The following is a 26,592-nucleotide window of genomic DNA, read 5'->3' on the forward strand; positions in this document are numbered from 1 at the left end:
TCTCCTCAGTTCAGCACCGCGAGGGGGCGCAGCCGGGCGACCGGCCGGACCAGGCCGTTGTCCACCAGCACGCGCAGCGCCGCGTTGACACCGTTGTCGTCGAGGTGGCGCACCCGCGTGGGCGCGGCGTCGTCGTATCTGAACCGCAGGGTCTCGTGCCCGGCGGGATGCGGGCCGGAGAGCCCCCGCTCGGCGAAGCTGGAGACCAGGGTGCCCGCGCCGTGACAGGCGGAGTGCAGGCTGTCGGCCGCGTCCGGCCCGGCGACCGCCAGGTACGAGGAGGTCCGGTGGGTGCCGGGCAGCAGCACTGCCTGGCCCGTGGTGGCGAACACCGTGCCCGGCGGGCAGCGCCACGCCGGGTAGGCGCGGCAGGCGTTGTGCCGGTGCACGACCGCCGGCGCGCCGCTGACCTCCTCCTCGTAGATGGAGTTGTGCGGCGAGTCGACGACCAGGCGGCCGCCGCTGCCGCCGAAGACCGTCGCGGCGATGCGCCGCAGCGCGGCGTAGGTGGCCATCCGGAAGGCGAAGCCGTAGTTCATCGCGGCCGCGTTGGCCAGCATCAGCCGCTGCCCCTCGTCGCTGTCGCGATGCACCGGCGGGCAGCCGCCGGTGAAGTACAGCGACAGGCGTTCCCGCAGCTGCCGGTACGAGCGCGCGGTCGCCAGGTGGAACAGCGGCTTCTGCACCGCCATCGCCATTCGCAGCTGGCGCGGGTAGTGCTTGCGGCGGCCGAACAGCGCGCCGATCTCGCCGGTGAGCACGCCGCCGCCGGCGTGGTACTGCAGCGTCAGCTGCCCCTGCCGCACGCCCAGCAGCTCGGCCGTCCGCTCGTCGAGGACCTCCTCGACGACCTGCAGCTCGACGAAGTGGTTCGACGGGCCGACCGTGCCGAAGCGCAGCCGGGCGAGCTGGTAGGCCAGCCCCGGCAGCTCCCGCGCCAGCCGGTCGGCGCCGCCGTAGCGGTCGAGGTCGAGCCGGCCGGACTCCTCCACTCGGGTCAGCTCGGCGGCGTCGACCTCGAACCGCTCGGCGGCGAAGTAGGCGCCGTCCACCGCCGCCCGCCGCACCTCGTGCGCGGAGAGCTCCCGCAGGTTGCGCGCCGGATAGGGGTAGCGCTCCCGGACCCGCCGGTAGAACTCGGCGACGCCGGCCGGGCCGGGCCGCTCGCAGTCCAGCGTCAGCAGCGCCATCCCGCAGTTCACCGACGCCGAGGTGAGTGTCGGGCGGATCGTGCCCACCGTCGCGACCGCCACCGACGAGGGAAGCTCCAGGTTGGACTTGTGGTGGAAGTCCGGCAGCACCACCGGCGGCGCGGCCAGGTCGGCCGCACCGGCCTGGGACACCACCTCGGCGAGAGCGGCCTGGTCGGCCGGCAGGTCCGGGCCGTCGAAGACCGTCGGCGCACGGCCGATGAGATTCAGTTCCACGCGATGCTCCAGCGGTAGGTGTGATCGAGTACGGCGCCCAGCGCCTCGGGTGTGAACCGCCCGCCGAGCCGGTCGCGGGCGGTGCCGGCCATCCGCGCGGCCTCGGCCGGCTCGTCGAGCAGGTATCGGATAGCCCGGCCGAGCAGCCCGGCGTTCTCCGGCGGGACCAGCAGGCCCGTCTCGCCGGGCACGACGACGTCGGGCACCGCGTTGACCGCGGTCGCCGCCACCGGCACCCCGGCGCCGACGGCCTCGATGAGCGCGCAGGGCAGCCCCTCGTACCGGCTGGCCAGAGCGAACACGTCGAAGGCCGGCAGCAGGTCGGCGACGTCGTCGCGGTGGCCCAGCAGGCGGAACCGGCCGGCGACGCCGCGCTTGTCCGCCCGCGCCAGCAGCCGCCCGCGCAGCGGCCCGTCGCCGATCCACACGCCCCACACGTCGTCGCCGGTCTCGGCGAGCGCGTCGATCCACACCTCGGGCGCCTTCTGGTAGTCGACCCGGCCGACGGTGCCGACCAGCCGGACGCCCGGCGGCAGCCCGAGCCGGCGACGGGCCAGCCCCCGAGACCAGGGGCCGGGCTCGGCGTCGCAGCCCGCGACGGCCGGCGGAATGGTGCGGATGAGCTCCGGCTGGGCGAGCCCGAGCCGGATCGCCTGCGCGGCGATCGCGCCACCGACGGCGAGGAAGGCGTGCGTACGCCGGGACAGGTGCCGCTCCGCGCGCACGTACGCGGCCCGCAGCCAGCGCGCCTGGAACTCGTGGAACGGGAAGCCGTGGAAGGTGTGCACGATGCGGGCCACGGCGGCCCGCGACGCCGCGACGCGGCCCAGCGCCCCGGCCTTGGCGCTGTGCGTGTGGACGACGTCGTAGCCGCCCTCGGTCAGTAGCCCGGTCAGGGTCCGCAGGGCGGCGGCGTCCTGGCGCGGGGAGATCTGCGGTACCAGGCTGGACAGCCGCATCACCTGCAGGCCCGCTTTGAACGCGTCGAGCAGCAGGTCGCCCGCCGGCGCGTCGTTCACCGCCTCGGCCCCGCTGAGTACCGCCGGCTCCGCGGGACCGCGCGCCTCCCCCGCGGTGATCCCCTGGCCGCCGGCAATGAACGTGACGTCGTACCGGTCCGGATCGAGGGCCAGCGCCCCGCGCAGGGCGACCCCGCCGGCGCCCGCCGCCATCCGTGTGATCACCGTCGCGACCCTGAGCCGTCCGCCGTCCACCTCGGGCTCCCCCGTCCCCGTCCCCGTTGTCATGCTGTGACTCCCCCTCGCATCGCCAGGCCGCACAGGCTCGCGGCCGACACCGAATCGCCGTCGCCGACCCGCACCCGCAGGCACGGCAGCCGCCGCGCGTAGCCCGCGGCGATCGCCTCGATCGGCGGATGCGCCGGACCGAGACCGGTCGCCAGCGCGAGGGTCGCCGCGAACGCCCAGAACCGGCGCAGCTCGCCGGCGGCGTACGTGCCGGCGACCAGGGCCCGCGCCGCCTCGTCCGGCGTGAGCCGGCCGACCTCGGTCCGGGGGCCGCGCTCGAGCACCACCAGCCGGTCGGGCTCCAGCATCGGCTCGCGGTCGTCCATGGGCAGCTCGACCCGGCCGTGCGACGTGCCGGCACGCGGCCCGCGCGCGGGCCCGTCGAGGCGTAGCGGCTCGGCGACGCCGAAGCAACGCGTTTCGTCGGCGCAGCACAGGTTGTCCGCGGTGGCCACCGCCCCGGCTTCGACGGCCTGGCGCAGCAGCGTCGACTTGCCCACCCCGCCGGGCCCGGCCAGCAGCGGCGTGGCCGGGCTACCAGGGCCCCCGCGCAGTACGCAGGCGTGCAGCGGGACCCTGCCCCGCCAGCCGGCCCGCCACAGCACCGGGTAGTGCACCAGGATCTGCCCGGCCAGCAGCCCGAACCGCGCGCCCAGCAGCAGGTTGGCGGCCCGCAGCGGCCCGCCCGGCCGGTAGCGCGCCAGGATCTCCAACGGCTCGCCGCCGCTCACCCGCAGGTCGAACCCGGATCCGCCGGCGTTGACCAGCACGGTCGTGACCCGGTCGGACCAGGTCCCGCGGGTCACCTGGCGCAGGCCGAGCAGGGGCAACGCCGTCGTGCCCGCCTCGATCCGCAGCCGGATCGTCGCGGCGCCGGCGACGTCCCGCGGCAGCGCGGTGGGCCCGGCGGCGCCGAGCGTGCGGGCTACCAGCCGGGCCGCCCAGGGCAGCTCGGTCTCGACGTCCACCACCTCGCCGGCGGTCTGGTAGCGCATCAGAACCCGTCCGGATACGGGCCGGCGAGGCTCGCGGCGGTCCGCGGGTGCGGCGTGCTGCGGTATTCCGGCAGCAGCCGCCGCAGCAGCGCCAGGGTCTGCGGCTCGTCGTTGTCGCCGGCCGCGGCGTACAGCCGGTCGAGCAGGGCCGGCAGGCCCGGCGGCACCTCGCTGGTCCGGGTGGCCCAGATCTTCGGATGCGCGGTGGCCACGCGCACCTCGGAGTCGGAGAACACCTTCTCGTTGAGCTTCTCACCCGGTCGCAGGCCGGTGAACCGGATCTTCACCTCGGGCAGGTGCACGGCCTCGGCGTAGCGGTGCACCAGCTCGACGATCGGCACCGGCTCGCCCATGTCGAGCACGAACGTCTCCGCGTACTCGGCCATCGACACCGCCTCGAGCACCAGCCCGACCGCCTCCTCGATGGTCATGAAGAACCGGGTGACGTCGGGGTGCGTGACGGTGACCGCCTGCGCCTTCGCCAGCTGGTCGGCCAGCACGCTCAGCAGCGACCCGCGCGAGCCCAGCACGTTGCCGAACCGCACCGACGCCACGCAGGTCGGCCCGCCGGCCGCCGCCTGCACCACGATCTCGGCCAGCCGCTTGGTCGCACCGAGCACCGAGACGGGGTCGGCCGCCTTGTCGGTCGAGATGAGCACGAACCGCGACGTGCCGTGCCGCACCGCGAGGTCCACGAGGTCCTGGGTGCCGCGGACGTTGGTCTTCACGGCCTCGCAGGGGTGGCGCTCCAGCAGGGGCAGGTGCTTGTGCGCCGCGGCGTGGAAGACGATGTCGGGCCGCGTCGTGGCGAACACCTGCTCCAGCCGGCGCCGGTCACGGATGTCGGCGATGATGATCTCGTTGGAGTCCAGGACGCCCGACCCGGTGATCTCCAGGTGCAGCCCGTGCAGGTTCGACTCGTCGTGGTCGAGCAGGTACAACGCGGCGGGCCCGAAGCCGTGGATCTGCCGGCACAGCTCGGAGCCGATCGAGCCGCCGGCGCCGGTGACCAGCACCCGCCGGCCGCGGATCAGCGCCCGTGCCCGCTGGGAGCTGACATGGATCTCGTCGCGGCCCAGCAGTTTGCCCACGTGTACCCCGCGCAGGTCCGACAGGCGCATGTCGCGCTCGACGGCGGCCAGGAACGACGGCAGGTGGCGCACCAGCAGCCCGGCGGCGACCGTCCGGTCGATCAGCTGCGCGATGCGCGGCGACGGAAGCGACGGGATGGCCACCAGCGCGGCCCGCGCCCCGGTGAGCCGGGCCGCACTGGCCACGTCGTCCAGCCGGCCCATCACCGGCAGTCCCGCGGCCCGCCGCAGCCTCGGGTTGTCATCGAGGAAGCCCACCGGGCGCAGCCCGTATCCGGGCGCGGTGCGCAGCGCCCCGACGAGGGTGCGTCCGGCTTGGCCCGCACCGAGGACAAGGGTCGCCAGCCCATCCGGCTGCTGGTTATAGCGCGCCGTCGATGTTCTGCGCCAGTTCACGAAGGGGTACCTCCAGTTGGGTGTCATGCGAGCAGCTCGGCCAGGCGGCCGGTGACGACGTCGACGGCATCGGGTGTCAGGTCCGGGTACAGCGGCAACGACAGCAGCTCCGCGCTGACGCGATCGGTGACCGGCAGCGCGGCGCGCTCGTCGGGGCCGAACAGCGCGGCGAACCCGGTGAGCCGGTGCACCGGGATGAAGTGCACCGACGTGCCGATGCCCGCCTCGGACAGGCCGGCGATGACGGCGTCGCGGTCGCGGACCCGCACCTGGTACAGGTGCCAGGCGTGGCGGGAGTGCCGCCGCGGCAGCCGCACCAGCGGGGCGAGCGCCGCGTCGTAGCGCGCCGCCAGCTCGGCCCGCCGCCGCTGCCAGCCGGGCAGGGCACCCAGCTGGGCACGGCCGATCGCCGCCTGCAGGTCGGTGAGGTTGGCCTTGAACCCCAGCTCCGTGACGTCGTAGCGCCACGAGCCGCCGGGCAGGTAGCGCCGCCACGCGTCGCGGCTCATCCCGTGCAGCCGGGCGGAGCGCAGCCAGGCCGCCAGGTCGCCGTCGTGGGTGGCGATCGCGCCGCCCTCGCCGATCGGCAGGTTCTTGGTCGCGTAGAAGCTCAGGCAGGTCGCGTACGGCGCGCGCGAAGGGTCGTCGGCCCGCCCGACCGCGCCGCCGGGCCCGTGGGCGGCGTCGACCACGATCCGCGCGGCTGGCAGCCCGGCGGCGTCGGCGAGCGCGGCGTGGTCTGCCGGGTACCCGCCGAGCGGGCACACCACCATCGCCGCGGGCCGGCCGGCCCGGCGTACCGCCGCGGCGACCGTCGCCGGGCTCGGCACCAGCGTGTCCTCGTCGATGTCGACGAGGACCGGGCGGCACCCGGCGTGCACGATCGCGGCCACGGCGCCGCAGAACGTCAGGCTCGGGGTCAGCACGGGGGCGCCCGGAGCCAGCCGCAGCGCCCGCAGGCTCAGCTCGATCGCCTGCGTGCAGGAGGCGACGGCCACCACGTGCGGCTGGCCGAGGTACGCGGCGAGCTCGGCCTCGAACGCGCCGCACTCGGCGCCGGTGGTGACCCAGCCCGAATCGAGGACGCGCACCGCCGCCTCGCGGGCAGCGCCGGTGAACGATGGAACGGCGAAGGGCACCGCCGTGCTCGTCGCGGCGGTCATCGCGCGCCCCCGTCCTCGACCACACCGAGCAGGTGCCAGCCCGAGGTGGCCGCCAGGTCGCGGATCCGGTCCACCGCCCGTGTCCCGGCGTGACGGCCGGCCAGCACCACCACACCGATGCGCCCGTCCTCGGCGGCCGGGTCGAGCTCCTCGAGCGCGCAGACGCGCTGCAGCCGCGCCGGGCCGCCGGACCTGGAGCCGGGTTCGCCGGAGGGCTCGGCCATGGCCGGGGTCATGGCCGGGGTCACGCCTGGGGCGCCGGCGAAGACCTCGACGGCGGGAGCCTGCACAGGAATCGCGATGCGGGCCGGCACGGCCGCGGGGCGCAGCGCGGCCGCCTCGATCCGGTCGACGACCTCCGGGCCGATCGGTGGACCGCCGGGCCGCGCCAGGACGACGGTGGAGACGTTCGCACGGCCCGCGGCCAGCCGGATCCCGCGGCCGAGGTCAGCCAGCACCGCCGGCTCGGCGTCGAGCCGGCCCAGCCCCGGCGCCCGCAGCGCCCGGCCGACCTGCGTCGCGCCGGACACCCGGGGCCGCGCGATCTCGTTGAGTCCGGCCAGGATCAGGCCAGCGGCGAGGCCGGCGAAGGCGGCGATGGCGAGCCGTCCGGGCAGCCCCGACGGGTCCGGCCGGGACGGGACGGCCGGCGCGTCCATGATGGTCGAGCGTCCCGCGGTGGCGGCGGCCTCGGACAGCCGGTCGCGCTCCGCGGTGCGGTCGGCGATCAGCCGGTCCATGCCGGCGAGGTGGTTCTGCGCGACCGGGTCCTGCGGGCTGGCCTGGGCCTGCGCCGCGATCGGGGCCCGCTTCGCCGCCAGGTCGGTGAGCTGCCGGTTCAGGTCCTGGATCGCGTCGGGCAGCGCACCCACGCGCAGTGCGTCGAGCTGGCCGGCGACGGCGGTGACGAGCGCCGCGGCGACGTTGCGCGCCATGACCGGGTCGCGGTCGGTGTAGGCGATCTCCACGAGCGCGGAACTGCCGAGGCCGGTCACCGTCACCGCGTCCACGACCGCACCGGCGTCGCGGCCCAGGTGCGCCGGCTCCAGCCCGCGCCGCACGACGTCCGGGCTGGTCGCGATCGCCCGTACCTGGCTGACGACCGCGGCCGCCTCGGCGACCGACCGGGGGACGGCGGCCGAGGCGACAACGCGCCCGCTGGCGGTGTAGCGCGCGGGCTGGCTGGTCACGTACACGGCCATCAGCAGCACCGGTACGAGGACCGCCGGCAGCAGCACCGCCCAGTACCGGCGAACCAGCCGCATCGCGACTTCGCTGACTTCCACGCGAACGCCCTCCACCCCGGGTAGACACCCGATGAACACCAGATGGACGTGAGGTTAAGGCGATCTGCACGGCCGGCCATCCCGTGCTCGGCGCAGGTCCGTCTACGCCATCTGTGGGGGGTCCGCGCCACCGCCCGCGGTCAGTGACCGGACCCGCGCAGCCCCTGCCGCATGGCCACCGCGACCAGCTCGAGCGTCGAGTGCGCCTCAAGCTTGGCCAGCAGGTTCTGGGTGTGGGTGCGTACCGTGTTGGCCGACAGGTGCAGCCGCAGCGCGATCTCGGCCCGGCTCAGCCCGTCGACGAGGAACTGCAGGACCTCCCGCTCCCGCGCGGTCAGGCGGCCGAGCGGGCTGGGCCGCGCCGCCTCGCCGCCCGCGATCAGCGCCGGCAGCGCCAGCCCCAGCAGCTGCGGTGACAGCCACGCCTCACCCGCCGCGACGCCGCGGATCACCCGCACCAGGTGGTCGACGTCGACGGTCTTCGGCAGCCACCCGCGCGCGCCGCGGCGCAGCACGGCGACGACCTCCTCGGCCGACTCGTCCGCATCGACCGCCGTCAGCATCACCACCTTGGTGGCGGGCGCGGTCTGCGCGATGTAGCCCGCCAGCTCGACGCCGCTGTCGTCGCCGAGCGCCACGTCCAGGAGGGCCACCTGCGAGCGGCCGGCCGCCAGGCACGCCCGCGCCGCCGCGGCCGTGAACGCCACGCGGATCGGCCGCAGGCCCGGTTCCCGCGACAGCCGCGCCTGCAATGCCTCGGCGAACAGCGCGTGGTCGTCGACCACCAGCAGCGAGATGTCCTGCATCGCCACACCATGCCGCAAGATCGGGTGGCACCGATGGCGCGGACGTGGTAGGCGCGGGGTGAGCGGGCCGGGTGAACCCCCGGGCGACCTCGCCGAGAGTGAGGGCAAACTACGGCTTTTGCAGGACGTGTCATCCGGTCGCCGCCAGCAGCATGAGCCGGTCATTTCCGATCTGTTTCCACTGGAGTGTTCATGTCGTGCGCTCATCGGCTGGCCCGGCTCTGCGCTGTCACCGGCGGTCTGTGCGGGTTGGCCCTCATCGGCGTGCTGGGGGCGGCCCCCGCGTTCGCCGCCGATCCGTTTCTCTACGTCGGCGGCCCGGGCTGCTCCGACAGCGGCCCGGGCACCCAGGCCCAGCCGTTCTGCACCATCAAGAAGGGTGCGACGGTGGCCACGGCCGGCCAGACCGTCGTCGTGGCCTCCGGTACGTATCCGGAGACCGTCACCGTCGGCAAGAGCGGCACGGCCGGCAGCCCGATCACGCTGCGGCCCGCCGCCGGCGCGACCGTCACCGTCACCGGAGGCACCAACGGCTTCGTCGTGTCCGGCAAGTCGTACGTGACGATCAGCGGCTTCAACGTCACCGACAGCACGTCGTACGGCATCTCGGTCAAGTCGTCGAGCCACATCGTGATCTCCGGCAACACTGTCTCGGGCGCGGGCACCCCGGTGAGCGGCGGGATCGCCGCGGGCATCTACCTGAAGTCGGCCACCGACTCGACCGTCAGGGGCAACTTCACCCACCACAACAGCGACCACGGCATCTACCTGGCGGCCGACACCAGCGAGACCACGGTCCAGGGCAACGAGTCGTCGTTCAACGCCAACGAGTACCGCCGTAACGCCAACGGCATCAACGTCATCGGGCCGGACAACACGATCATCGGCAACGTCCTGCACGACAACGAGGACTCGGGCCTGCAGTTCTACCCGGGCGCGGACGACTCCTTCGCCACGCTCAACGTCACGTACAACAACGGCGACCACGGCATCGACAACCTCAACGTCACCGGCGGCCGGCTGATCGGCAACACCGTCTACCACAACTGCACCAGCGGCATCAACGTCGAGGGCACCTCCGGCAACTACGTCGTGGTCAACAACATCGCCGTCGACAACGCGGTCTACCCGGCGTACAACGGCATCGCCTGCAACCGGCGCGCCGGCAACATCGGCATCTGGGACTCGGCCCCGGCCACCACGGTGGTGGACAGCAACCTCGTGTACCTCAGCAAACCCGGCACCATGTACGTGTTCGGCTCGTCGTTCACCTCGCTGGCGGCGATGCGGGCCGCTACCGGCCAGGAGCAACACGGCCTGCAGGCCAACCCGCTGTTCGTCGACGCGGCCGGCGGCAACCTGCGACTGTCGCAGGGTTCGCCCGCGATCGACTCGGCCGACTCCGGCGTCGACGGCGAGCAGCCGGTCGACATCAACGGCACGCCGCGCCGCGACGACCCGGCCGTGCCCAACACCGGCATCGGCCCCCGCCCGTACGACGACCGGGGCGCCTACGAGTTCTGAGCGTCGGGCGCCGGTGGCGAGCCCGCCCCTGGCGCCCGACGACGGTCCTAATTCGAGGAATGTACATTCTTCACTCAGGTTCTGCGATACTGCGCCCATGGATGCCTCGACCGGCCCGCACCGGCGGCTCGGCAAAGTGGCGTGGTGGACCCTTGCCGGCATCGGGGCGGTGGTCGTCGCTCTGGTGGTGCTCGCCGTCGCGACCCTGGGCGGCGGCCCGCCGGCCGAGCGGAACCAGGCCGCCAACGCCTCCGCGCCCGGATCGGCGACGCCAAGCACGACGACGATCACGACGCCAAGCACGACGGCGGCCACGGCAACGGCGGGGATACCCGGCCCGTCCGCGGTGAGCGGCAGCTCCGGCGCGCCCGCCGCGACGATCGGCCCTACCGCCGTCAACAGCACTGCCGGTGCGCCGCCCGGGCCGCTCGACCTCTGCGCCGCCGTCGACTTCGGGCCGGTCGCCGGGCTGGGTGCCGCCGCGACGCAGCCGGCCGCCGGGGACCACGCCGACAAGTCCGGCTACACGTCGTACACCTGCGACCGCTCCTTCGCCGGCGACGGCCTACGGATCGCCGCGGACGTCACCGCCCTGGTGGGCGCGGACGCGGCCGGCGCGTCCGGTCGCTTCGCCGACGCGCGGGCGCACGCGCCCGCGGGCGCCGCGGACATCGCCGGGGTCGGCTCGAGCGCGTTCGGCTACCAGATCGGCGACGGCGAGGTGCGCACCTACCAGCTGTGGGCGTTGGACGGCCGCACGCAGTTCGGGGTGCGCCTGAAGGTGACTTCCGCGTCGCCGCCGGGCACGCAACGCCTGCGGGACGCGGCCGCCGAGGTCGCGCGGTCCGCGATCGCCCGGCTGCACACGTGAGCGACCCTGCCGGCGGGCGCACCCACCGGCAGGGCCTGTCCCGCTTCGAATCAGTTGCTGTTGACGAAGGTGCGAGCAAGGCTCTGGCCGAGCGTCACCGCGTTGTTGTGGTTCTCGATCGGGGAGACCCGTTGCGAGCCCTGGAACACGATGTACGTCACACCGGAGTCAGTGCCGCCGTTGCTCGGGTCGGGGTTGATGCCCAGCGCGTTGGCGGTGGCATAGGACGCCTCCCCGATGATCCCCGTGGGTCCGGTGTCACCGACCACGGCGTAGAGCACCTGGTTGTTGTAGATCACGGCGACGACCGTGCCACAGCCGATCTGGTAGTTGGTGTAGTTCCAGATGGAGCTCGAGCTGGGCACGACGACGTAGGGCAGCTGGGCCGCGTTCAGCGGAGCATTGCCCGACGTGTGGCAGGCCGTGTCCGCCTGGAAGCAGCAGTCCGTCGTCTCGTTGCACTGGGTGGTACGCACGCCGTCGCAGTCGATGTCCATGTCGGCCTTCCAGAACACGGCGCCCGTCTTCTGGCACACGGCGACGGTCGCGGTCGCCACGTCGGAGTCCGTCTTGTACTTGCCGTTGGAGATCTGGTTGCACGTGCTCACCTTGGCCAGCAGCTCGGCCGGGGTCGGGGCGCCACCGCCGCTTCCGGAGCCGACCTCGAAGTCAAGGTAGTCCAGGTTCGCCGGGCCGTTCGCCGTCGTGGCGGTGACGCGGATGGTGTTGGAGCCCGCGTTCACCGATGCGGTGAGCGTCTTGTTGGCCCAGGTGTCCCAGTTGGTCGTACTGCCGAACGACGCCGCGGCGGCGACCACGGCTCCGTTCACCGCGATGTCGGCGGGCCTGGCGGTGGTGGTGCCGTTGGAGTACCGGATCGTGATCGTGGCGGTGCCCGCGCTGGCGGCGTTCACCGTCCACTGCGTGTAGCTGCCGGCGGCGTTGTCGTTGTTCACGAACCCGGCACCGGAGAAGTTGAGGTGGTTGGACTCCACCGCGCCTTGCGAGATCGTCGCGTTCTCCGCCTCGTAGCGGGTCGGCGCGGCGCTCGCCGGCCCGGCGGGGACCAGGACGCCGAGCACCGCGCTCGCGACGCCGATCACCGCGAGCAAGGCTCGCTGTCTGCGTTTCCGCATGGACTCCCTCCCTACATGAGTTAACTGTCAGGCAACCTTACTGATAGATAGTCATCGATGTTAGGACCGCGCATGAACCGAGGTCAACCCGCGACGTCGAGCAATCGCGGCGTCTTGACCGCACCCGAGCCGCGCGCCTAACATCGAGAGTTATTAAATAGTAAGAGTCTTTAACAGTTCTGGATGGCAGCCCTTCGGCCCACCGCTGCCGGGGCTGTCGACACCCGTGCACGTAGACCACCCATCACCCGGGAGGCTTCATGCTGCGCAAGACACGCACCCGATCCCCGCTGCGCCTGCTCGCCGCCGCGGCCACGCTGGTCGCGCTCGGCGGCACCGGCGCCGCGACGGCCGCGGCCCGCCCCGCCGCGGCCGCACCGACGGCCGTCGTCCCGGTCTCCGCGGCTACCGGCGAGTCGACCGCGATCCCCGGCTTCGTCATCCAGTCGTCCGGCAAGACCGGCGACACCGGGGGCACCATCTCGCAGCCGGGCTACGCGGCGTCGGGCTGGCTCGCGGTGTCGGCGCGCTCGACCGTGCTCGCCGGCCTGCTGCAGAACAACGTCTACCCCGACCCGTTCTACTCCACCAACATGAGGTCGATACCCACCGCCGACTTCACCGTGCCGTGGTGGTACCGGGCGGACTTCTCGCTCGGCACCGAGACCGGGCTGCACACCTTCGTCAACGTGAGCGGGGTGCTGTCCAAGGCCGATGTCTGGGTCAACGGCACCCAGGTCGCCACGAGCGGCACCGTCGCCGGCGCGTACACCCAGAACGAGCTGGACCTGACCGCGATCGTCCACAGTGGCGTCAACAGCATCGCCGTCAAGGTGTACCCGAACGATCCCAACCGGGACCTCACGATGGGCTGGATCGACTGGGTGCAGACGCCGCCGGACAAGAACATGGGCATCGTGCGCGACGTGCTGCTGCGCCGCTCCGGCGCGGTGGCGCTGCGCAACGCGCACGTGGTCACGAAGCTCAGCACGCCGGCGCTGGACAGCGCGACGCTGACCGCCAAGGCCGACGTCCGCAACGACTCCGCCGCCGCGATCACCGCGACCGTGGCGGGCAGCGTCGCGGGCACCTCGCTGTCGCAGTCCGTGAGCCTGGCCGCGCACGAGACGAAGACGGTCACCTTCCCCCAGGTGACGCTCGCCAACCCGCAGGTGTGGTGGCCGGCCGGCATGGGCGCTCAGCCGCTGTACGACCTGAACCTCACCGCGTCGGCCGGCGGCACGGTCACCGACGCCGCGCACGACCGGTTCGGCGTGCGTGACGTCAAGGCGCCGCTGGACGCGAGCGGCCACCGCCGGTACAGCATCAACGGACGACCGCTGCAGATCCGCGGCGGCGGCTGGTCACCGGACCTGTTCCTGCGGTGGAACCCCGTGTACGCCGAGGACAAGCTGCGCTACGCGCTCGACCTCGGACTCAACACGATCCGCCTGGAGGGGCACATCGAGGTGGACGAGTTCTTCGACCTGACCGACCGGTACGGCATCCTCACGCTGCCGGGCTGGGAGTGCTGCGACAAATGGGAGGGCCAGGTCAACGGCAGCGAGCCGGGCGACGCCTGGACCTCCACCGACTTCCCGATCGCGAAGGCGTCGATGGCCGCCGAGGCCGCCCGGCTGCGCGACCATCCGAGCGTCATCTCGTTCCTCATCGGCAGCGACTTCGCGCCTGATGCGACCATCGAGAAGAACTACGTGGACGCGTTGAACGCGGCCGACTGGTCGACCCCGGTCATCGCCGCGGCGTCGGACAGGTCGGCACCGCTGAGCGGCTCGTCCGGGATGAAGATGAGCGGGCCGTACGACTGGATCCCGCCGAACTACTGGTACGACAAGGCGCACACGGACAGCGGCGGCGCCTGGGGCTTCAACTCGGAGACCAGTGCCGGGCCGGATGTGCCCACGATGGACACACTCAAGCGGATGATGTCCAGCACCGAGCTCGACACGCTGTGGCAGAGCCCCAACGCCGCTCAGTACCACCGATCTTCGTCGAGCACCTTCAACACGCTGAAGATCTTCGACAACGCCGTCACCGGCCGGTACGGGGCGCCGACCGGCCTGGAGGACTACGTCCGCAAGGCGCAGCTGGCCCAGTACGAGAACGTCCGGGCGCAGTTCGAGGCGTACCGGCGCAACTTCACCGACTCGTCCAACCCCGCCGACGGCGTCATCTACTGGATGCTCAACAGCGGCTGGACCTCGCTGCACTGGCAGCTGTTCGACTACTACCTGGACCAGAACGGCGCCTACTACGGCGCCAAGAAGGCCAACGAACCGCTGCACGTGCAGTACTCGTACGACAGCCGCTCGGTCGTCGTGGTCAACCAGCGGCACGCTTCGGCCGGCGGTCTCGTCGCCAAGGTGAACCTGTACAACCCTGACGGCACCGAGGTGTTCGGCCAGACCTCGGCGGCCTTGACGGTCCCGGGTGACGGCGGGCGGACCACCGCGCTGACCGTGCCGGCGTCGATCAGCGGCATCGCCAGCACATACCTCGCGAAGCTCGTGCTGCTCGACGCCGCGGGAACCGAGGTCAGCCGCAACGTCTACTGGCTCTCGACCGCGGCCGACACCGTCGACTGGGCGAAGAACGACTGGTACTACGCGCCGACCACCAGCTACGCCAACCTCAAGGGGCTCTCGGGCATGGCGCAGGCGCAGGTGTCGGCGACGGCGTCGTCGAGCCAGGCGGGTGGCACCACGACGACCACGGTCACGCTCAGGAACACCTCGACCGGAAAGACGCCCGCGTTCTACCTCGACGCGCACGTGGTCAACCCGGCCGGCAAGCCGGTGCTGCCGATCCAGTGGGACGACAACGAGATCAGCCTGTGGCCCGGCGAGTCGAAGACGCTGACCGCCAGCTACCGCACGAGTGACCTGGCCGGCGCGACGCCGTCGGTGCGGGTCTCCGGGTGGAACGCGACGACGCAGACCGTCCCGGCCGGCGGCGGCCCCGACACCGAGCCGCCGAGCGCACCGGGCAACCTGCGCAGCGGCTCAGTCACCGCGAGCGCGGTCGGCCTGGCCTGGGACGCATCCACGGACAACACGGGAGTCACCGGCTACGACGTGTACCGCAACGGAAACCCGATCACCACGGTCACCGGCACGACGGCCACCGACACCACCGTGGTCCCGGGAACCACCTACTCCTACACCGTCCGGGCGCACGACGCGGCGGGCAACACCTCCGCGCCGAGCAACGCGATCAGCGTGACGACGCCGGCCGGGCTCGTGCGGTACGAGGCGGAGAACGCGACGATCTCGCAGGGCACGGTCGCGACCAACCATCTCGGCTACTCCGGCACCGGGTTCGTGGACTACTCCAACGTCACCGGGAGCTATGTGCAGTGGTCGGTGAGCGCGCCGGCGGCGGGCACCGCGACGGTGACGTTGCGGTTCTCCAACGGCACGACCACGAACCGGCCGATGGACATCGCGGTCAACGGCACGGTGGTCGCGGCCGGGGTCGCGTTCAACCCGACCGCCAACTGGGACACCTGGCAGGACGTGACGGTGACCCTGCCGGTGAGCGCCGGTACCAACACCATCCGGGCCACGGCCACGACGGCCAACGGCGGACCCAACGTCGACTACCTCACCGTCCGCTGAGCGTCACGACGTCCGCGGAGCATCTTCAGGGGGAGCGGCGCTCGACCGCTCCCCCGCGGATGGCCGCCGTCACCCGCGGAATCGCCTTCGAGGCCGGGCCGCAGGCGCCGGCGGCCACGCTACGCTGGCGCCGGAGGTGCACATGTTCGGGCTCCTGGTGCGGTTCGACCTCAGAGACGAAGATGCGGCTCGTGCGTTCGATCGGCTTGTGGGCGAAACCGGCGAGGCGGTCGAGTCGCATGAGCCCGGAACGCTGGTGTACGCGGTGCACCGCGTCGTCGACGAGCCGCTGGCGCGGGTGATCTACGAGGTGTACCGGGATCGCGAGGCGTTCGACGACCACCGGCGCCAGGAGCACACGCGCCGGTTCCTCGCCGAGTGCGATCGGTACGTCGCGAGCACACGGATCGAGGGCCTCATCCCGAGCACGGGTGAACGCCCCGGATGACGCGCGGCGCACTGCGGCAGCTCATCTGACGCCGCCGAACGAGCCAGACCGCGTGACGAGGCGGCCCGGGTCTCTGCGACCGCAGACCGCCTCGCCTCACTCCCGCGAGGGTGGCAGTTGACGTACACGAGCGAGCCCAGCTTGTTCTTCACCGGGGCGTAGACGGCGCCGTTGCGGGCCCGCTGTCAGTGGTGGTAGCGGTCTCCGGCGTAGGTTTCCAGGGACTCGCGGACCAGTTGGTCGCCGAAGCCGCTGGTGCTGGTCAGGAAGAACACGCTGTACGGGCGGGACCAGAAGCGGGCCGTGCCGTGGTCGCTGCCCAGCGCCGTGTTGCTCGCCGGCGTGCAGACCAGCCAGCGGCTGAAGCGGCGCGGGCGGAAGTACACCGTCGCCATCTGTGCCCACGGGAACGTCGTGTCCTGGCCGTTCAGCGTGATGGTGATGCCGGTCGCGTCGATCGTCGTCGGACGGGTGTCGCGCGAGCACACCGCCCACTGGAACAGCTTCACCGCCAGACCCGCGCCGCCGGCCAGGAGCAGCAGCCAGCTCAGCGCCGTGAACAGCAGGCCGTCGAAGGCGCCCAGGATCAGGCCGGCGACGAAGAGCCCGCCGAAGCGGAACGTCGCGCCGGAGTGGTGGCGGTACGGGTTGGAGATGAGCTTGCGCTTGTCCTGCTGGCGCGCCGGCGGCGGGGCCGGGGGCGGCGGCATCATCGGCGCGGGCCGCTGCGGCGATGGCGGTGGTGGCGGTGGCGACGGGGGTATGACGACGGTGACCGTCTCCCGCAGCGTGTTGCCGTCGCGGCCGGGAGCGGTGAAGGGCGCGGGCGGCGCGGTCGTGGGGGCCGCCGGCATCGGGACGGTGCGGCGGCGCGGCGTCGGCTCGTTGCTCACCATGGCGAGGTACTGCAGCGCCCCCTCCGCGACGACCAGCTCCGGGTGCTCGACCCGGCGCGGCGAGCGGCCCGTGCTCTGGCCCAGCAGCGTGCCGACGAGCGGGGTGCGGGTGGCGCCGCCGACCAGGAACAGCTCGGCGCGGTCGTCCCGGCCGATCTTCGCGCGGCGCAGCACCGAATCGGTCATCGCGACGGTGCGCTGCAGCAGGGCCCGGGCGTCGCGCTCGAAGTCGCCGCGGGTGACCGAGACGTCCTCGTCGATGAGCGGCACCGACACGCGGGCCACGCGCTCGGTGCTCAGCCGCTCCTTCGCGCCGCGGCAGTCGTCCCACAGCAGGCGGGCCGACCAGCGGTCCGGGCCCTCGGGCTCGACGAGCCGCGCCCACTCGTCCGGATGGCGGTCGCCGACGGAGCGGCCGACGCGGCGCAGCACCACCTCGTCGAGGTCCAGGCCGCCGACGTCGTCGAGGCCGGCCTTGGCCAGCTGCTGGAACTCCCGGCCGGTGCGCAGCACGGCGGTGACGTCGCAGGTGCCGGCGCCCAGGTCGTAGACGACGAGCGGGTCGCCGTCGGCGACGGTGGCGCCGCTGGCCAGCAGGTGCGCGGCGGCCGCCTCCGGCTCGCTGATCAGGATCGGCTGCAGGCCGGCATGGCTGGCGTGGCCGGCATGGTCGGCGGCGGCACGCAGCACCGCCTGCCGGTCGGCGGACCAGGCCGCCGGGTGGGTGAGCACGACCCGGAGCCGGTCGGTGCCGGCGAGGCGTACCGCCTCGGCGTAGACCTGTGCCAGGGTCGCGCCGATGAGCTGGGCGACGTCGAACTCGTCGCCGCCGAGCAGCACCCGGCGCTCGCCGATGCGCCGCTTCGGGTTGGGCTCGTAGCGGCCGGGGTCCAGCCGGGCGGAGCGCACCGCGGCGTTACCGACGACCAGGGTCCGGTGCTCGTCGGCCCACACCGCCGAGGGCAGCAGCGGGCGCCCGTCGAACTGCAGCGGGAACGGCGCCTCGCCCGGCGGCTGCAGATACGCCACCGTGTTCGTGGTGCCGTAGTCGATGCTCAGCCGGTACTCGCTCACTGAGACCCCCCGTGCAGGCTGTAGATCACGACGGCGACGAGGGCGACGACGACGAGGGCGATCGCGGCCACGGCGAGCACCGTGCGCGGCTGCGCCCGGCCGACGACGGTGGCGATCCCGCGTTGGGCGCGCGCCTCGGTGCGGGGCGGGGTGCCGGACGCCACCGGCAGCGCGCGGACGCGGGTCCGGCGCTCGGCCAGCAGCAGCTCGGTGCGCTCGGGCCAGGTGTCGGGCAGGCCCGCGTCCAGGTAGCGGTCCCGGGCCGCGAGCTGGTCGACGCGCGCCTTGCCGGCCAGCGTCGGCTGGAAGCGTCGCAGGGCGAAGAGCAGCGCCGGCGGTACCTCGGAGATGGCATCGCGCGCGAGGAACTTCAGCACGTCGTGCAGCGTGCGCCCGTCCTCGGCGCCGAGCTGCGGCCCGAACACGGCCTTGAGCACGCGGTACCAGCGGTCCTGGGCCAGCTGCGCGTCGCCGGGCAGGAACGGGATGCAGTGCACGAGGTAGTCGGTGCGCTCCAGCGCCACGTGGGTGCCCTGCAGCGCGTCGGGGTCGAACCGGCGCCCCTCGGCCGCGCTGAGCAGCAGCTCCGTGATGTGCACGTCGGAGGTGGTGTGCCGGTTGGCCAGCTCGATGAGGTCGGCGAGGGCGATGCGATCCATGAGGGCGCGGATGCCCGGCGACTGCAGGGCGGGCGGCACGCCGAAGGACACGGCCCGCTGGGCCAGCTCGACGATCGCGGCCGGGCTGGCGGTGGTGTTGCGGCCGTGTCCCGCCCAGCCGCGCAGGTAGTCGTCGACGACGGTGGGGTCGAACGCCGAGCTGCGCAGCGCGTCGCGCAGGGTGTTGCTGGCCGAGGTGCGCATGCAGCGCTGCACGGTGTGCCGCGTGACGACCGCCGCCGCGCCCGGGTGCTGCGCGGCGAGCCGGCCGGCGGGCTGCCACGCGAGGTACGTGGTGCGCAGGTCCCCGTCGTTGAGCTTGGCCAGCTCCGCCTCGATCTGTTGCAGCCCCTCCGTGGTGCGCAGCAGGTCCAGGTGCTCGGGCGCGGCCTGCCCGGAGGTGACCGCCTGCACGAGCGTGGTCTGCAGGATGCGGCCGGCGACGAGCACCTCGTTCTGCCACTGCCGCACGTCGGCGGCGCCGGCCAGGCTGCGCGCGCCGCGCAGCGGTGCGACGGCCGCGGCGCCACCGCGGCGCCACACGTCGGCGAGCTGCTGGGCGAAGCCGGACGGGCCGGTGCCGCTCGCGCCGGGGTAGAGCCGCAACCGGGTGGCGGCGTAGCCGGTGCCGCCGGTGACGGCGTCGAGGAAGACGAGCCTGGGCAGGTCGGGGTCGGTGTCGTCGTCCTCGTTGGTGGCGAACGTCAGCTCGCGGCCGTCGCCGAGCACGTCGACCAGGCCGCGGACCAGCGTGGTGGCCGGCGCGTCAGGCAGCACCACGGTGAGCGGGGCGGCGGGGTCGTCCAGGACCCGGCCGAGCAGCTCGTCGAAGACCGGGCCGGGGTCGGTCACCGGCCGGGCCAGCGCCGCGCCGGCGTGCTCGCGCAGCGCCGGGTAGTCCACCGGGTGGAGCCGGCCGGGCGGGTACACCTCGGGCCCGTTGTGCCCGGCCCAGCCCGGCCAGTCCTCCAGGCCGAGCGCGAGCCGCACGTTGACGATGTCCTCGGGACCGATCAGCGCGTGCGCGATCGCCGCGCCGGTGCGGTTCTTGTCGTCGCGGGCCGGCACCTTGTGCAGCACCACCCCGGAGCCGTCGACACGCAGGTACGAAAGCGACGGCCGGTCGTTGCCGCCGCTGGCCCGGTTGATGCGCAGCGCGAGCCGCTCGTCCCACCACGGCACGGCGGCTTCGGGCAGCGACGTGGCGTCGGGGCCGACGCCGTCGTGGCCGGCTGCGTGCGCCCGGGCCCGCCAGCGGAAGACGATCTGGTCGATCCGGGTCCGGCCGCTGCCCGCTGCCTGGCTCATCGCTCCCCTCTCAGTTGCCCAGCAGGGACCGGTCGAGCACCCCGGTCATGGCGAACAGGGACAGCAGCGGGCGCAGCACCCGGCGCGGGCCGAAGCCCTCGGCCGGGAAGTGCCCGTCCACCGGTGCGACGCCGGCCGCGGAGGCGAAGTGCAGGCTCACGTCGCTGACCCGGTTGACCGGCGGCAGGAAGCGCTCGGCGCCGTTGGTGGCGAGGAACTCGTACACGTCCTCGCTCTCCTCGGCGACGGTCTGCAGCCGCCGGGTGTCGTCGCGGGACAGCCACCGCGCGACCTCGGGCCGGCGCGGGGCGAGCAGGTCGGACTTGGCCACCACCATCGCCGCCGGGATCGGCAGGAACTGGGTGCCGGGCTCGCCGCGGACCTCGACGAGGCGGTCCGTCACGGCGTTGAACGCCGGGTCGCCGTAGACGGTGGCCGGCTCACCGAGCACCGACGGCAGCGCCTTCTCCGGGTCGACCACGAAGATGAGCGCGTTGACCGCGGACAGGAACGACGTGTCGAGGAACCGGTCGCCGGAGTGGCGGCGGCGCAGCTGTTCGCCGGCCACGTCGAAGAACGCGACGGCGAAGTCGCGCCGGGCGTGGGCGCTGTAGACCTTCGCGACGTAGCTGAACGCGATCGGGCTGATCTGGGTCAGCGGCAGCTGCTCGCGGCGCTGGCAGAACGGCTCGACGAAACGGGTCATGTAGTTGTGCTCGATGGCCTCGTCGAGCCGCTCGACGCGCAGCCCGAGGTCGGCCAGCTCGAGGTTGCTGCGCAGCGCCTCGACCATCGCGGCCAGCAGCAGGGTCTTGCCGGCGGCGCGGTGCCCGACGAGCCCGATGACGATCGGGTCGCCGTAGTCGCCGTAGCGGTCGGGCAGGTAGTGCGTGGTCGCCATGCCGTCGCGCATGAGGGTGCAGGAGCGCTGCGCGCCGAGGCGCCGCTCAGCGAAGGCCTCCTTCGTCTCGTCGGCGCCGCGCGGCCGGAACGGCCGGTGCTGCTGGGTCTCCACGTCGACCTCGACCCGCTGCGCCTTGCTCCAGTGGATCCACTGCAGGCAGATCGGGCACAGCACCCGGCCGAGCAGCCGGCTCGGGCTCGGCAGGCTCATTTCGCCCCTCCCAGGTGCGACACGACGAGAATGACCAGCGCCAGCGGCACGCCGAGGACGACGAGCGCGCCGGCACCGAGGGCGATACGGCTGGAGAGCTCGTCGCGGCTGTACCACAGCACGTCGAACAGCTCCCGCACGTATCGCCAGGCGAGCACCTGCGGCGCGGCCCGCGCGGCCCGGTACTCCCGCTTCGCGACGACCAACCGGCGGAACTCGTCGCGGGCCGGGCTGAGCGCCACGGCGGCCCGCGCGGCCGGCGCCGGCGGCGGTGAGTGCTGCTGCGGGATCGAGCCCAGCTGGGAGATGTGGACCGTGGCGGTCGTCGCGTCGGACGGGTCCGCGCTCTGCCACACCGGCTCGTAGCGGGCACCCTCGACGCGGCGCAGCAACTGGTGCGCGTCGGGCCGCTCCCGCGGGTCGTCGGCGAACACCCCGTCGAGCAGCACCGAGAGCGCGGAGCCGCCGCGGGCCAGTTCCTCGCGCACGGCGGGCGCGTCGGCCGGGCCGGTCTGCAGTGCGATGCAGTACACCACCATCCCGGCCTGGTACACGTCGTGCGCCTCGGTGGCCAGGCGCAGCCCGTCCGGGCCGGGCGGAGGCTGCCACAGCGGTTCGAGCGCCGCCCGGGCCGGCTCCCCCACGGCGGTGGCCTCGCCGAGGCTGACCAGCTGCGCGTGGCTGCCGTCCCACAGCACGAACTCGGGCAGGATCGCGCCGTGCGTCAGCCCCGCCTTCGCCAGCGTCTGGATCGCCAGCAGGAGGTCGCCGAAGATGGTCAGCAGCGTCTCGGGCATCGGCGCGCCGGGCAGCCCGGCGACCGGCACGCCCCGGTAGGTGGTGGTGACCTGCGGGCGGGGGCTGGTCAGCTCGTGGTCCACGACCCGGCACAGCTGCAACGGGTACATGGTGTCGGCGAGCCCCCACAGCAGGTTGCCCGCGTTGACCTCCGCGTGCACGAGCCGGTCGGCCTCGGCGGTGCGGGCGGTCTTGCGCAGCACCCGCTCGCCGGACGTCGCCAGCCGGCCCCACTGCAGCTCGAACAGGTCGGTGAAGCGCCGGTCGGGGTCGAACTCGATGTGCACCGTCATATGGGCAGTCGCTCCCCGTCGTCGGCGTTGATGGCGAACAGTGTGTAGCCGTTGTCGAGGTACACGACACCGTCGCCGACGACCGGCGCGCGGGTGGCGTGGATGTCGGACGCGGACCAGCGGATGGTGCCGTCGTCGCGCGAGTACGCGTGCAGGATGCCGGCGTCGACCACGTAGACCAGTGTGGGGGTCACCCGCACGCCGGGCCACACGGCGACGCCGGGGACGCGCCAGCGCACCAGGCCGCCGGGGTCGAGCGCGGTCAGGCCGGTCGGCTCGGCCACGAAGACGCCGCCGGGCACGGCGTGCGGGCTGCCGTCGCCGGGCAGCCGCCAGCGCACCGCCCCGTCGGCCGGGTCGAGACCGAGCAGTTCCCCGCCGGCCGGCTGCACCACGATCTCGGCCGTGGCGGCCGGGGCGCGGCGCGGCGGCAGGCCGGTGCGGCGGAAGCGCAGCCCGCCGTCGCGGGCGCCGATGCCGAGCAACTCGTCGGCGACGCGGACCAGCACCAGGTCGCCGGCGGCGCTCAGCGCGCTGGCCGGGGCGGGCAGGTCGCCGTGGTGCCAGCCCTCCCCGCCGTGGCTGAGCCGCTCGCGCACGAGCCGCCCCTGGATCACCGCCACGCCGCCGGGAACGGGCACCGGCCGGATGCCCGCCGACGTGGTGCGCCACCCGGGCGCGCCGGTGGCGGCGTCGACGGCGTGCAGGTTGCGCAGGCCGGGGCCGAGCACGTGGACGAGGCCGTGCGCGTACACCGGCTCGCCGTGCGGCGACACCGGCAGCTCCCACCGCCGCGCGCCGGTGCGCAGGTCGAGCGCGGTCACGCCGGTCTGGGTGGGGCTGACCACGACGCCGGCGGCGACGAGCGGCCGGTATCCGGGCGCGGTGGCCACCGGGTGCCGCCAGCGCTCGCTGCCGTCGCCGGCCTCGAGCACGTGCACGCCGTCGTCGGCGCTGACCACGACCGCGTCGCCGGCCACGACCGTCTCGCTGCGCGCCATCGCCTGCCGCACCGCCCGCCACGGCCGGCGCGCGCCGGAGGCGTGCAGCAGCCGGGCCGCCGCCCGGCCGCGGCCGGCGATCTCGGCCAGCACGGCGTCGGGCAGCCACGGCTCGGACGCGGCGGGCAGGCCGGCGGCGAGGCGCTCGCTGACCTGGCGGGCGGTGGGCCGGTCCTCCGGCGCCGCCTCCAGGCACTTGCGCAGCGTCCAGGTCATGCCGACCGGCACCCCGGTCAGGTTGGGCGCGCTGTAGTGCACGGCGTAGAGGTACTGCTCCATGGAGGTGCCCTCGAAGGGCAGCCGGCCGGTGGCGGCGCGTACCAGGATCGCGGCCAGCGCGAACACGTCCGAGGCCGGGGTGCCGGGCTTGCCGGTGAACCGCTCCGGCGCCATGTAACCGACGGTGCCGTGGAAGTGACTCGACGCGGTCAGCCGCGGGGCGTCGTCCGGCCGGGCGATGCCGAAGTCGATGATCCGCAGCCCGTCGGCGAGCACGAGCACGTTACTGGGCTTGAGGTCGCGGTGCACGACCCGGGCCGCGTGGATGGCCGCGAGCCCGCCGGCGAGCGCCGCGCCGAGCCGCCGGACCAGCTCCTCGGGCAGCGCCCCGGCGATCTCCTCCACCTCGGCGAGGGTGATCCCGGGCAGGTACTCGGTGGCCAGCCACGGCGGCGAGCCGGCCGGGTCGGCGTCGAGTAGCCGCGCGGTGTGCTCGGAGCGGATCTTCGCGGCCAGGTCGACCTCGCCGCGGAAACGCGCGACCAGCTCGTCGTCGTATCCGGCGCCGAGGTGCAGGGTCTTCACCGCCGCGGCCGCGCCGGAGGCGTCGCGGCCCAGGAAGACCTGCCCCATCCCGCCGGCGCCGAGCCGGCCCAAGATGCGGTACGGCCCGAGGCGGCGCGGGTCATCGCGCCGTAACGGGTCAACCACCGCTGCTCACAACCCCCATGATGGACCCTGCGCGCAACCTGGGACCGGGCGGACACCGGTCCGGATACCAATCGAGGGGCCGCGGCCCGCAGTGCACATCGAACCGGCGTTCCCGCTCAAGGCGGTCGCCGTACGCGGCAACCAGGTGAACCGCCGCGAACTCGCCCTCCGAGGGGTAGTACCCGCAACTCACCCGCGGCCGCGTCGCTTCGCGACCCGGAATGTGGCGCCTGAACGCCGATATGATGCCGGAACCGCGGCCGCCCACAATATGGCCGTGCCCGATCCCGAACTCGCCGCGCTCCGCGAGTCGATCCGCCTGCGCGGACCGGCGGACGTGTCTGGCGCGTCCCGGGTCGTCGACGAGTACCTGTGGGAGGTCCTGCGCGACACGGGCGCGGCCGGGCACCCGGGCGCCTACCGCTGGGCGTGCGATCGGCTGCGCCTGTTCATGGTGTTCAGCTGGGACAACTGGTTCGGGGTGCTGGAGCGGCTGCCGCAGGAGTACCCGATGCTGCGCGGCGAGTGGCGGGAGCTGGCCGCGGACCCGGCGCGGTTCGGCCCGGAGCATCTCGTCGCGTGGTGGTGGCGGCTGCAGCCGTCGATGTTCCAGCCGCTGATCGCCGGCCAGCTGCGCGAGATGCGCGCCCCCCTGTGTGGCGGCGTGACGAGCGTGCTCAAGGACGGTGGCGACTTCGACGGCCGCCTCGTCGACTGGGCCGCCTTCGGCGCCGCCTGATCAGCCCGGACCCGGGACTCGCGGGAGCACACCGATCCCCTTACCAGGTCGGCGCGGGCGGGCTACGGCACCCGCGTCAGTCCCGGGTGCCCGGCGAGGGGGACGGAATCCTGCGGTACCGCCGCCAGATCGAAGGCGAAGTGGAGCAGGCCGTCGGCGTAGGTGGGGCCCGGGTCGGAGCCGGCCAGGGCGCGCACCAGGCCCCGCGCGGCGGCGTTGGAGCCGGCGACGTCGGCGTTGATGGTGCGCACCCCGGCGGCGATCATCCGCCGCACCAGGGCGCGGACCAGAGCCGAGGCCAGGCCGGTGCGCTGCCACGGGTCGGCCACCAGGACGGCCAGGTCGGCGGCGGGGCCGCGGGCCGGCACACGACCATACTCGGCCCAGCCGCACAGCACGCCGCCGTCGACGGCGACCTGGGCGTCCCACCCCGGGCGCGCGCCCGCGGCGATGTGCTTCAGGTACGCGGCCGGCAGCCGCCCGCCGCTACCGACGAGGAAGCGTCGGTCGATGGTGGCGGCGGACAGGTTCCGCTGGGCGGCGACCACCAGTCCCTCGTCACCGTCGCGCCACGGTCTGATGAGCATGCACACCCCCGGATCCGGCTGAGTCCAGACGTTAGACCCAGACGCTCGCGCCAGGCCACCCTGAGTCTGCGATCAAGACCGTGAAGGTGACGGAACCCACACGTGGCACCGGCGTCGCGCCACGATGCGGCACCCCGCGAGCCACCCCCCGGTCGCCGCGGCGCCATGCGACTCCGGTACAAACCCGGATGATGTTTGCCGTCGTCCTCGCGGTTGTCGCCGCCGCCGTGTTCGCCGCCTCGGCGGCAGTGCAACAGCGAGCCGCGCAGCGGGCGGCGCCGGCCGTGCGCGACCGGGCCCTGCCGGTGCGCGTGTTCCTGCTCGTGCGGCGGCTGATCCGGGACCGCTGGTGGCTGGCGGGCTGGGCGCTCAGCGTCGTCGCGTTCGCCGCGCACGCCGCGGCGCTGCACCTGGGGTCGCTCACCGTGGTCCAGGCGCTGCTCGTCACGCAACTGCTGTTCGCGATGCTGACCGTGCGGCGCCCGCCGGTGACGGCCTGGCTGGGCACCGCCGCCGTCTGCGCCGGGCTGGCCCTGCTGGTGATCGCCCGTCCCGCCGTACCCCAGACGATCCACCGCCACGACGTGCCCCCTGCGGTCGGGATCGCGGTCGGCGTGATGGCCGCACTCATCGGGCTGGCGCACCTGCTGCCCCGCAACGCCGAGGCCCACCTGCGCGGCGCCCTGGCCGGCGTCGCGGCCGGCGTGTGCACCTGTCTGACCGCCGTGTTCGTCGTGCTCGTCACCGACACGCTCGCCCACAGCGGCGTGCTCGCGCTGGCCCGCGACTGGTCGACGCTCGCCCTGATCGCCTCGACGACCGCGAGCGGCCTGCTGGCCCAGGACGCGTTCGCGGCCGGCTCGCTGCCGACCGCGCTGACCGCGATCAGCATCGCCGACCCGCTGGCCAGCGCGGTCTTCGACGCGACGGTCTTCCACGCCGGCTGGCGCGGCGCCACCTGGTGGCCGTGGAGCGCGGTGGCCGTGCTCGCCCTGCTCGCGATGGGCGTGGCGCTGCTGGCCGGTGCCAGGGTCGCGCCGAAGCCGGCGGATCAGGGCAGCCAGCCGATCGACTCCCCGGCGTCGGAGGTCATACCGGCACCTCGTGCCGGTGCTGATTCAGCTGTACGGCGTGAAGTGCGCCGTCACACTCCGTGACGCAGCCG

Annotated in this window: 20 protein-coding genes; 6 read left to right on the forward strand and 14 right to left on the reverse strand. The window is 73.7% G+C overall.

The window, feature by feature from the left end; all coding sequences use genetic code 11:
- Window positions 1-5: 5 nt before the first annotated feature.
- The 7 genes from AB0367_RS32150 to AB0367_RS32180 all read right to left on the reverse strand — a co-directional run bounded on the left by AB0367_RS32150 (window position 6) and on the right by AB0367_RS32180 (window position 8,411).
- Window positions 6-1,427: an RtcB family protein gene (locus AB0367_RS32150; RefSeq protein WP_366230235.1), complete on the reverse strand. Its 1,422-nt coding sequence runs from the start codon at window positions 1,425-1,427 to the stop codon at window positions 6-8.
- A complete protein-coding gene (locus AB0367_RS32155; protein WP_366230236.1) occupies window positions 1,418-2,674 on the reverse strand; it encodes a glycosyltransferase in 1,257 nt (418 codons plus the stop codon). Before AB0367_RS32155 ends, AB0367_RS32150 begins: the two co-directional genes overlap by 10 nt.
- Window positions 2,671-3,669, reverse strand: coding sequence for a hypothetical protein (locus AB0367_RS32160; RefSeq protein ID WP_366230237.1), 999 nt, complete (start codon window positions 3,667-3,669; stop codon window positions 2,671-2,673). The genes AB0367_RS32155 and AB0367_RS32160 overlap by 4 nt, the downstream gene beginning before the upstream one ends.
- A complete protein-coding gene (locus tag AB0367_RS32165; RefSeq protein ID WP_366230238.1) occupies window positions 3,669-5,156 on the reverse strand; it encodes a nucleoside-diphosphate sugar epimerase/dehydratase in 1,488 nt (495 codons plus the stop codon). The genes AB0367_RS32160 and AB0367_RS32165 overlap by 1 nt, the downstream gene beginning before the upstream one ends.
- Before the next feature lie 23 nt (window positions 5,157-5,179).
- Window positions 5,180-6,319: a DegT/DnrJ/EryC1/StrS aminotransferase family protein gene (locus tag AB0367_RS32170; protein WP_366230239.1), complete on the reverse strand. Its 1,140-nt coding sequence runs from the start codon at window positions 6,317-6,319 to the stop codon at window positions 5,180-5,182.
- Window positions 6,316-7,605, reverse strand: coding sequence for a hypothetical protein (locus AB0367_RS32175; RefSeq protein WP_366230240.1), 1,290 nt, complete (start codon window positions 7,603-7,605; stop codon window positions 6,316-6,318). Before AB0367_RS32175 ends, AB0367_RS32170 begins: the two co-directional genes overlap by 4 nt.
- A 140-nt stretch (window positions 7,606-7,745) precedes the next feature.
- Window positions 7,746-8,411, reverse strand: a complete 666-nt coding sequence (locus AB0367_RS32180) for a response regulator transcription factor (RefSeq protein ID WP_366230241.1) — start codon at window positions 8,409-8,411, stop codon at window positions 7,746-7,748.
- Between the two features lie 192 nt (window positions 8,412-8,603).
- Here AB0367_RS32180 and AB0367_RS32185 point away from each other — a divergent pair, with 192 nt between their 5' ends.
- Both AB0367_RS32185 and AB0367_RS32190 read left to right on the forward strand, forming a co-directional pair.
- Window positions 8,604-9,935: a right-handed parallel beta-helix repeat-containing protein gene (locus AB0367_RS32185; RefSeq protein ID WP_366230242.1), complete on the forward strand. Its 1,332-nt coding sequence runs from the start codon at window positions 8,604-8,606 to the stop codon at window positions 9,933-9,935.
- Window positions 9,936-10,032: 97 nt separating this feature from the next.
- On the forward strand, window positions 10,033-10,806 hold the full coding sequence (locus AB0367_RS32190; protein WP_366230243.1) for a hypothetical protein: 774 nt from the start codon (window positions 10,033-10,035) through the stop codon (window positions 10,804-10,806).
- Window positions 10,807-10,856: 50 nt separating this feature from the next.
- Here the strand turns inward: AB0367_RS32190 and AB0367_RS32195 are convergent, their stop codons facing one another.
- The gene (locus tag AB0367_RS32195) at window positions 10,857-11,942 is read right to left on the reverse strand and encodes a glycoside hydrolase family 75 protein (protein ID WP_366230244.1); all 1,086 of its coding nucleotides are present in this window, start codon (window positions 11,940-11,942) and stop codon (window positions 10,857-10,859) included.
- A 260-nt stretch (window positions 11,943-12,202) separates the two neighbouring features.
- On the opposite strand from AB0367_RS32195, the gene AB0367_RS32200 reads away from it, so the two are divergent.
- Together AB0367_RS32200 and AB0367_RS32205 are read left to right on the forward strand one after the other, a co-directional pair.
- On the forward strand, window positions 12,203-15,580 hold the full coding sequence (locus AB0367_RS32200; RefSeq protein ID WP_366230245.1) for a CBM35 domain-containing protein: 3,378 nt from the start codon (window positions 12,203-12,205) through the stop codon (window positions 15,578-15,580).
- A 142-nt stretch (window positions 15,581-15,722) separates the two neighbouring features.
- Window positions 15,723-16,028 (forward strand): antibiotic biosynthesis monooxygenase, encoded by a 306-nt coding sequence (locus AB0367_RS32205; RefSeq protein WP_366230246.1) that lies wholly within the window; start codon window positions 15,723-15,725, stop codon window positions 16,026-16,028.
- Between the two features lie 185 nt (window positions 16,029-16,213).
- Here AB0367_RS32205 and AB0367_RS32210 read toward each other — a convergent pair whose 3' ends face one another.
- From AB0367_RS32210 to AB0367_RS32230, 5 genes are read right to left on the reverse strand one after another with little or no spacing between them, the layout of a single operon-like run.
- On the reverse strand, window positions 16,214-17,998 hold the full coding sequence (locus AB0367_RS32210; protein WP_366230247.1) for an Hsp70 family protein: 1,785 nt from the start codon (window positions 17,996-17,998) through the stop codon (window positions 16,214-16,216).
- Entirely contained in the window at window positions 17,995-19,965 is a 1,971-nt protein-coding gene (locus AB0367_RS32215; protein WP_366230248.1) for a hypothetical protein, read from the reverse strand. Before AB0367_RS32215 ends, AB0367_RS32210 begins: the two co-directional genes overlap by 4 nt.
- A 10-nt stretch (window positions 19,966-19,975) precedes the next feature.
- Complete coding sequence (locus AB0367_RS32220) at window positions 19,976-21,079, reverse strand: hypothetical protein (protein ID WP_366230249.1); 1,104 nt, start codon at window positions 21,077-21,079, stop codon at window positions 19,976-19,978.
- Entirely contained in the window at window positions 21,076-22,170 is a 1,095-nt protein-coding gene (locus AB0367_RS32225; RefSeq protein WP_366230250.1) for a hypothetical protein, read from the reverse strand. Before AB0367_RS32225 ends, AB0367_RS32220 begins: the two co-directional genes overlap by 4 nt.
- On the reverse strand, window positions 22,167-24,101 hold the full coding sequence (locus AB0367_RS32230) for a PQQ-binding-like beta-propeller repeat protein (protein ID WP_366230251.1): 1,935 nt from the start codon (window positions 24,099-24,101) through the stop codon (window positions 22,167-22,169). Before AB0367_RS32230 ends, AB0367_RS32225 begins: the two co-directional genes overlap by 4 nt.
- Window positions 24,102-24,378: 277 nt before the next feature.
- Here AB0367_RS32230 and AB0367_RS32235 point away from each other — a divergent pair, with 277 nt between their 5' ends.
- The gene (locus tag AB0367_RS32235) at window positions 24,379-24,840 is read left to right on the forward strand and encodes a hypothetical protein (RefSeq protein ID WP_366230252.1); all 462 of its coding nucleotides are present in this window, start codon (window positions 24,379-24,381) and stop codon (window positions 24,838-24,840) included.
- Between the two features lie 62 nt (window positions 24,841-24,902).
- Here AB0367_RS32235 and AB0367_RS32240 read toward each other — a convergent pair whose 3' ends face one another.
- Entirely contained in the window at window positions 24,903-25,427 is a 525-nt protein-coding gene (locus tag AB0367_RS32240) for a GNAT family N-acetyltransferase (protein ID WP_366230253.1), read from the reverse strand.
- A gap of 191 nt (window positions 25,428-25,618) precedes the next feature.
- Here AB0367_RS32240 and AB0367_RS32245 point away from each other — a divergent pair, with 191 nt between their 5' ends.
- Entirely contained in the window at window positions 25,619-26,584 is a 966-nt protein-coding gene (locus tag AB0367_RS32245) for a DMT family transporter (protein ID WP_366230254.1), read from the forward strand.
- Window positions 26,585-26,592 lie beyond the last annotated feature (8 nt).

The organism is Dactylosporangium sp. NPDC051484, assembly GCF_040689395.1.
In the GTDB taxonomy this organism is placed as follows: Bacteria; Actinomycetota; Actinomycetes; order Mycobacteriales; family Micromonosporaceae; genus Dactylosporangium.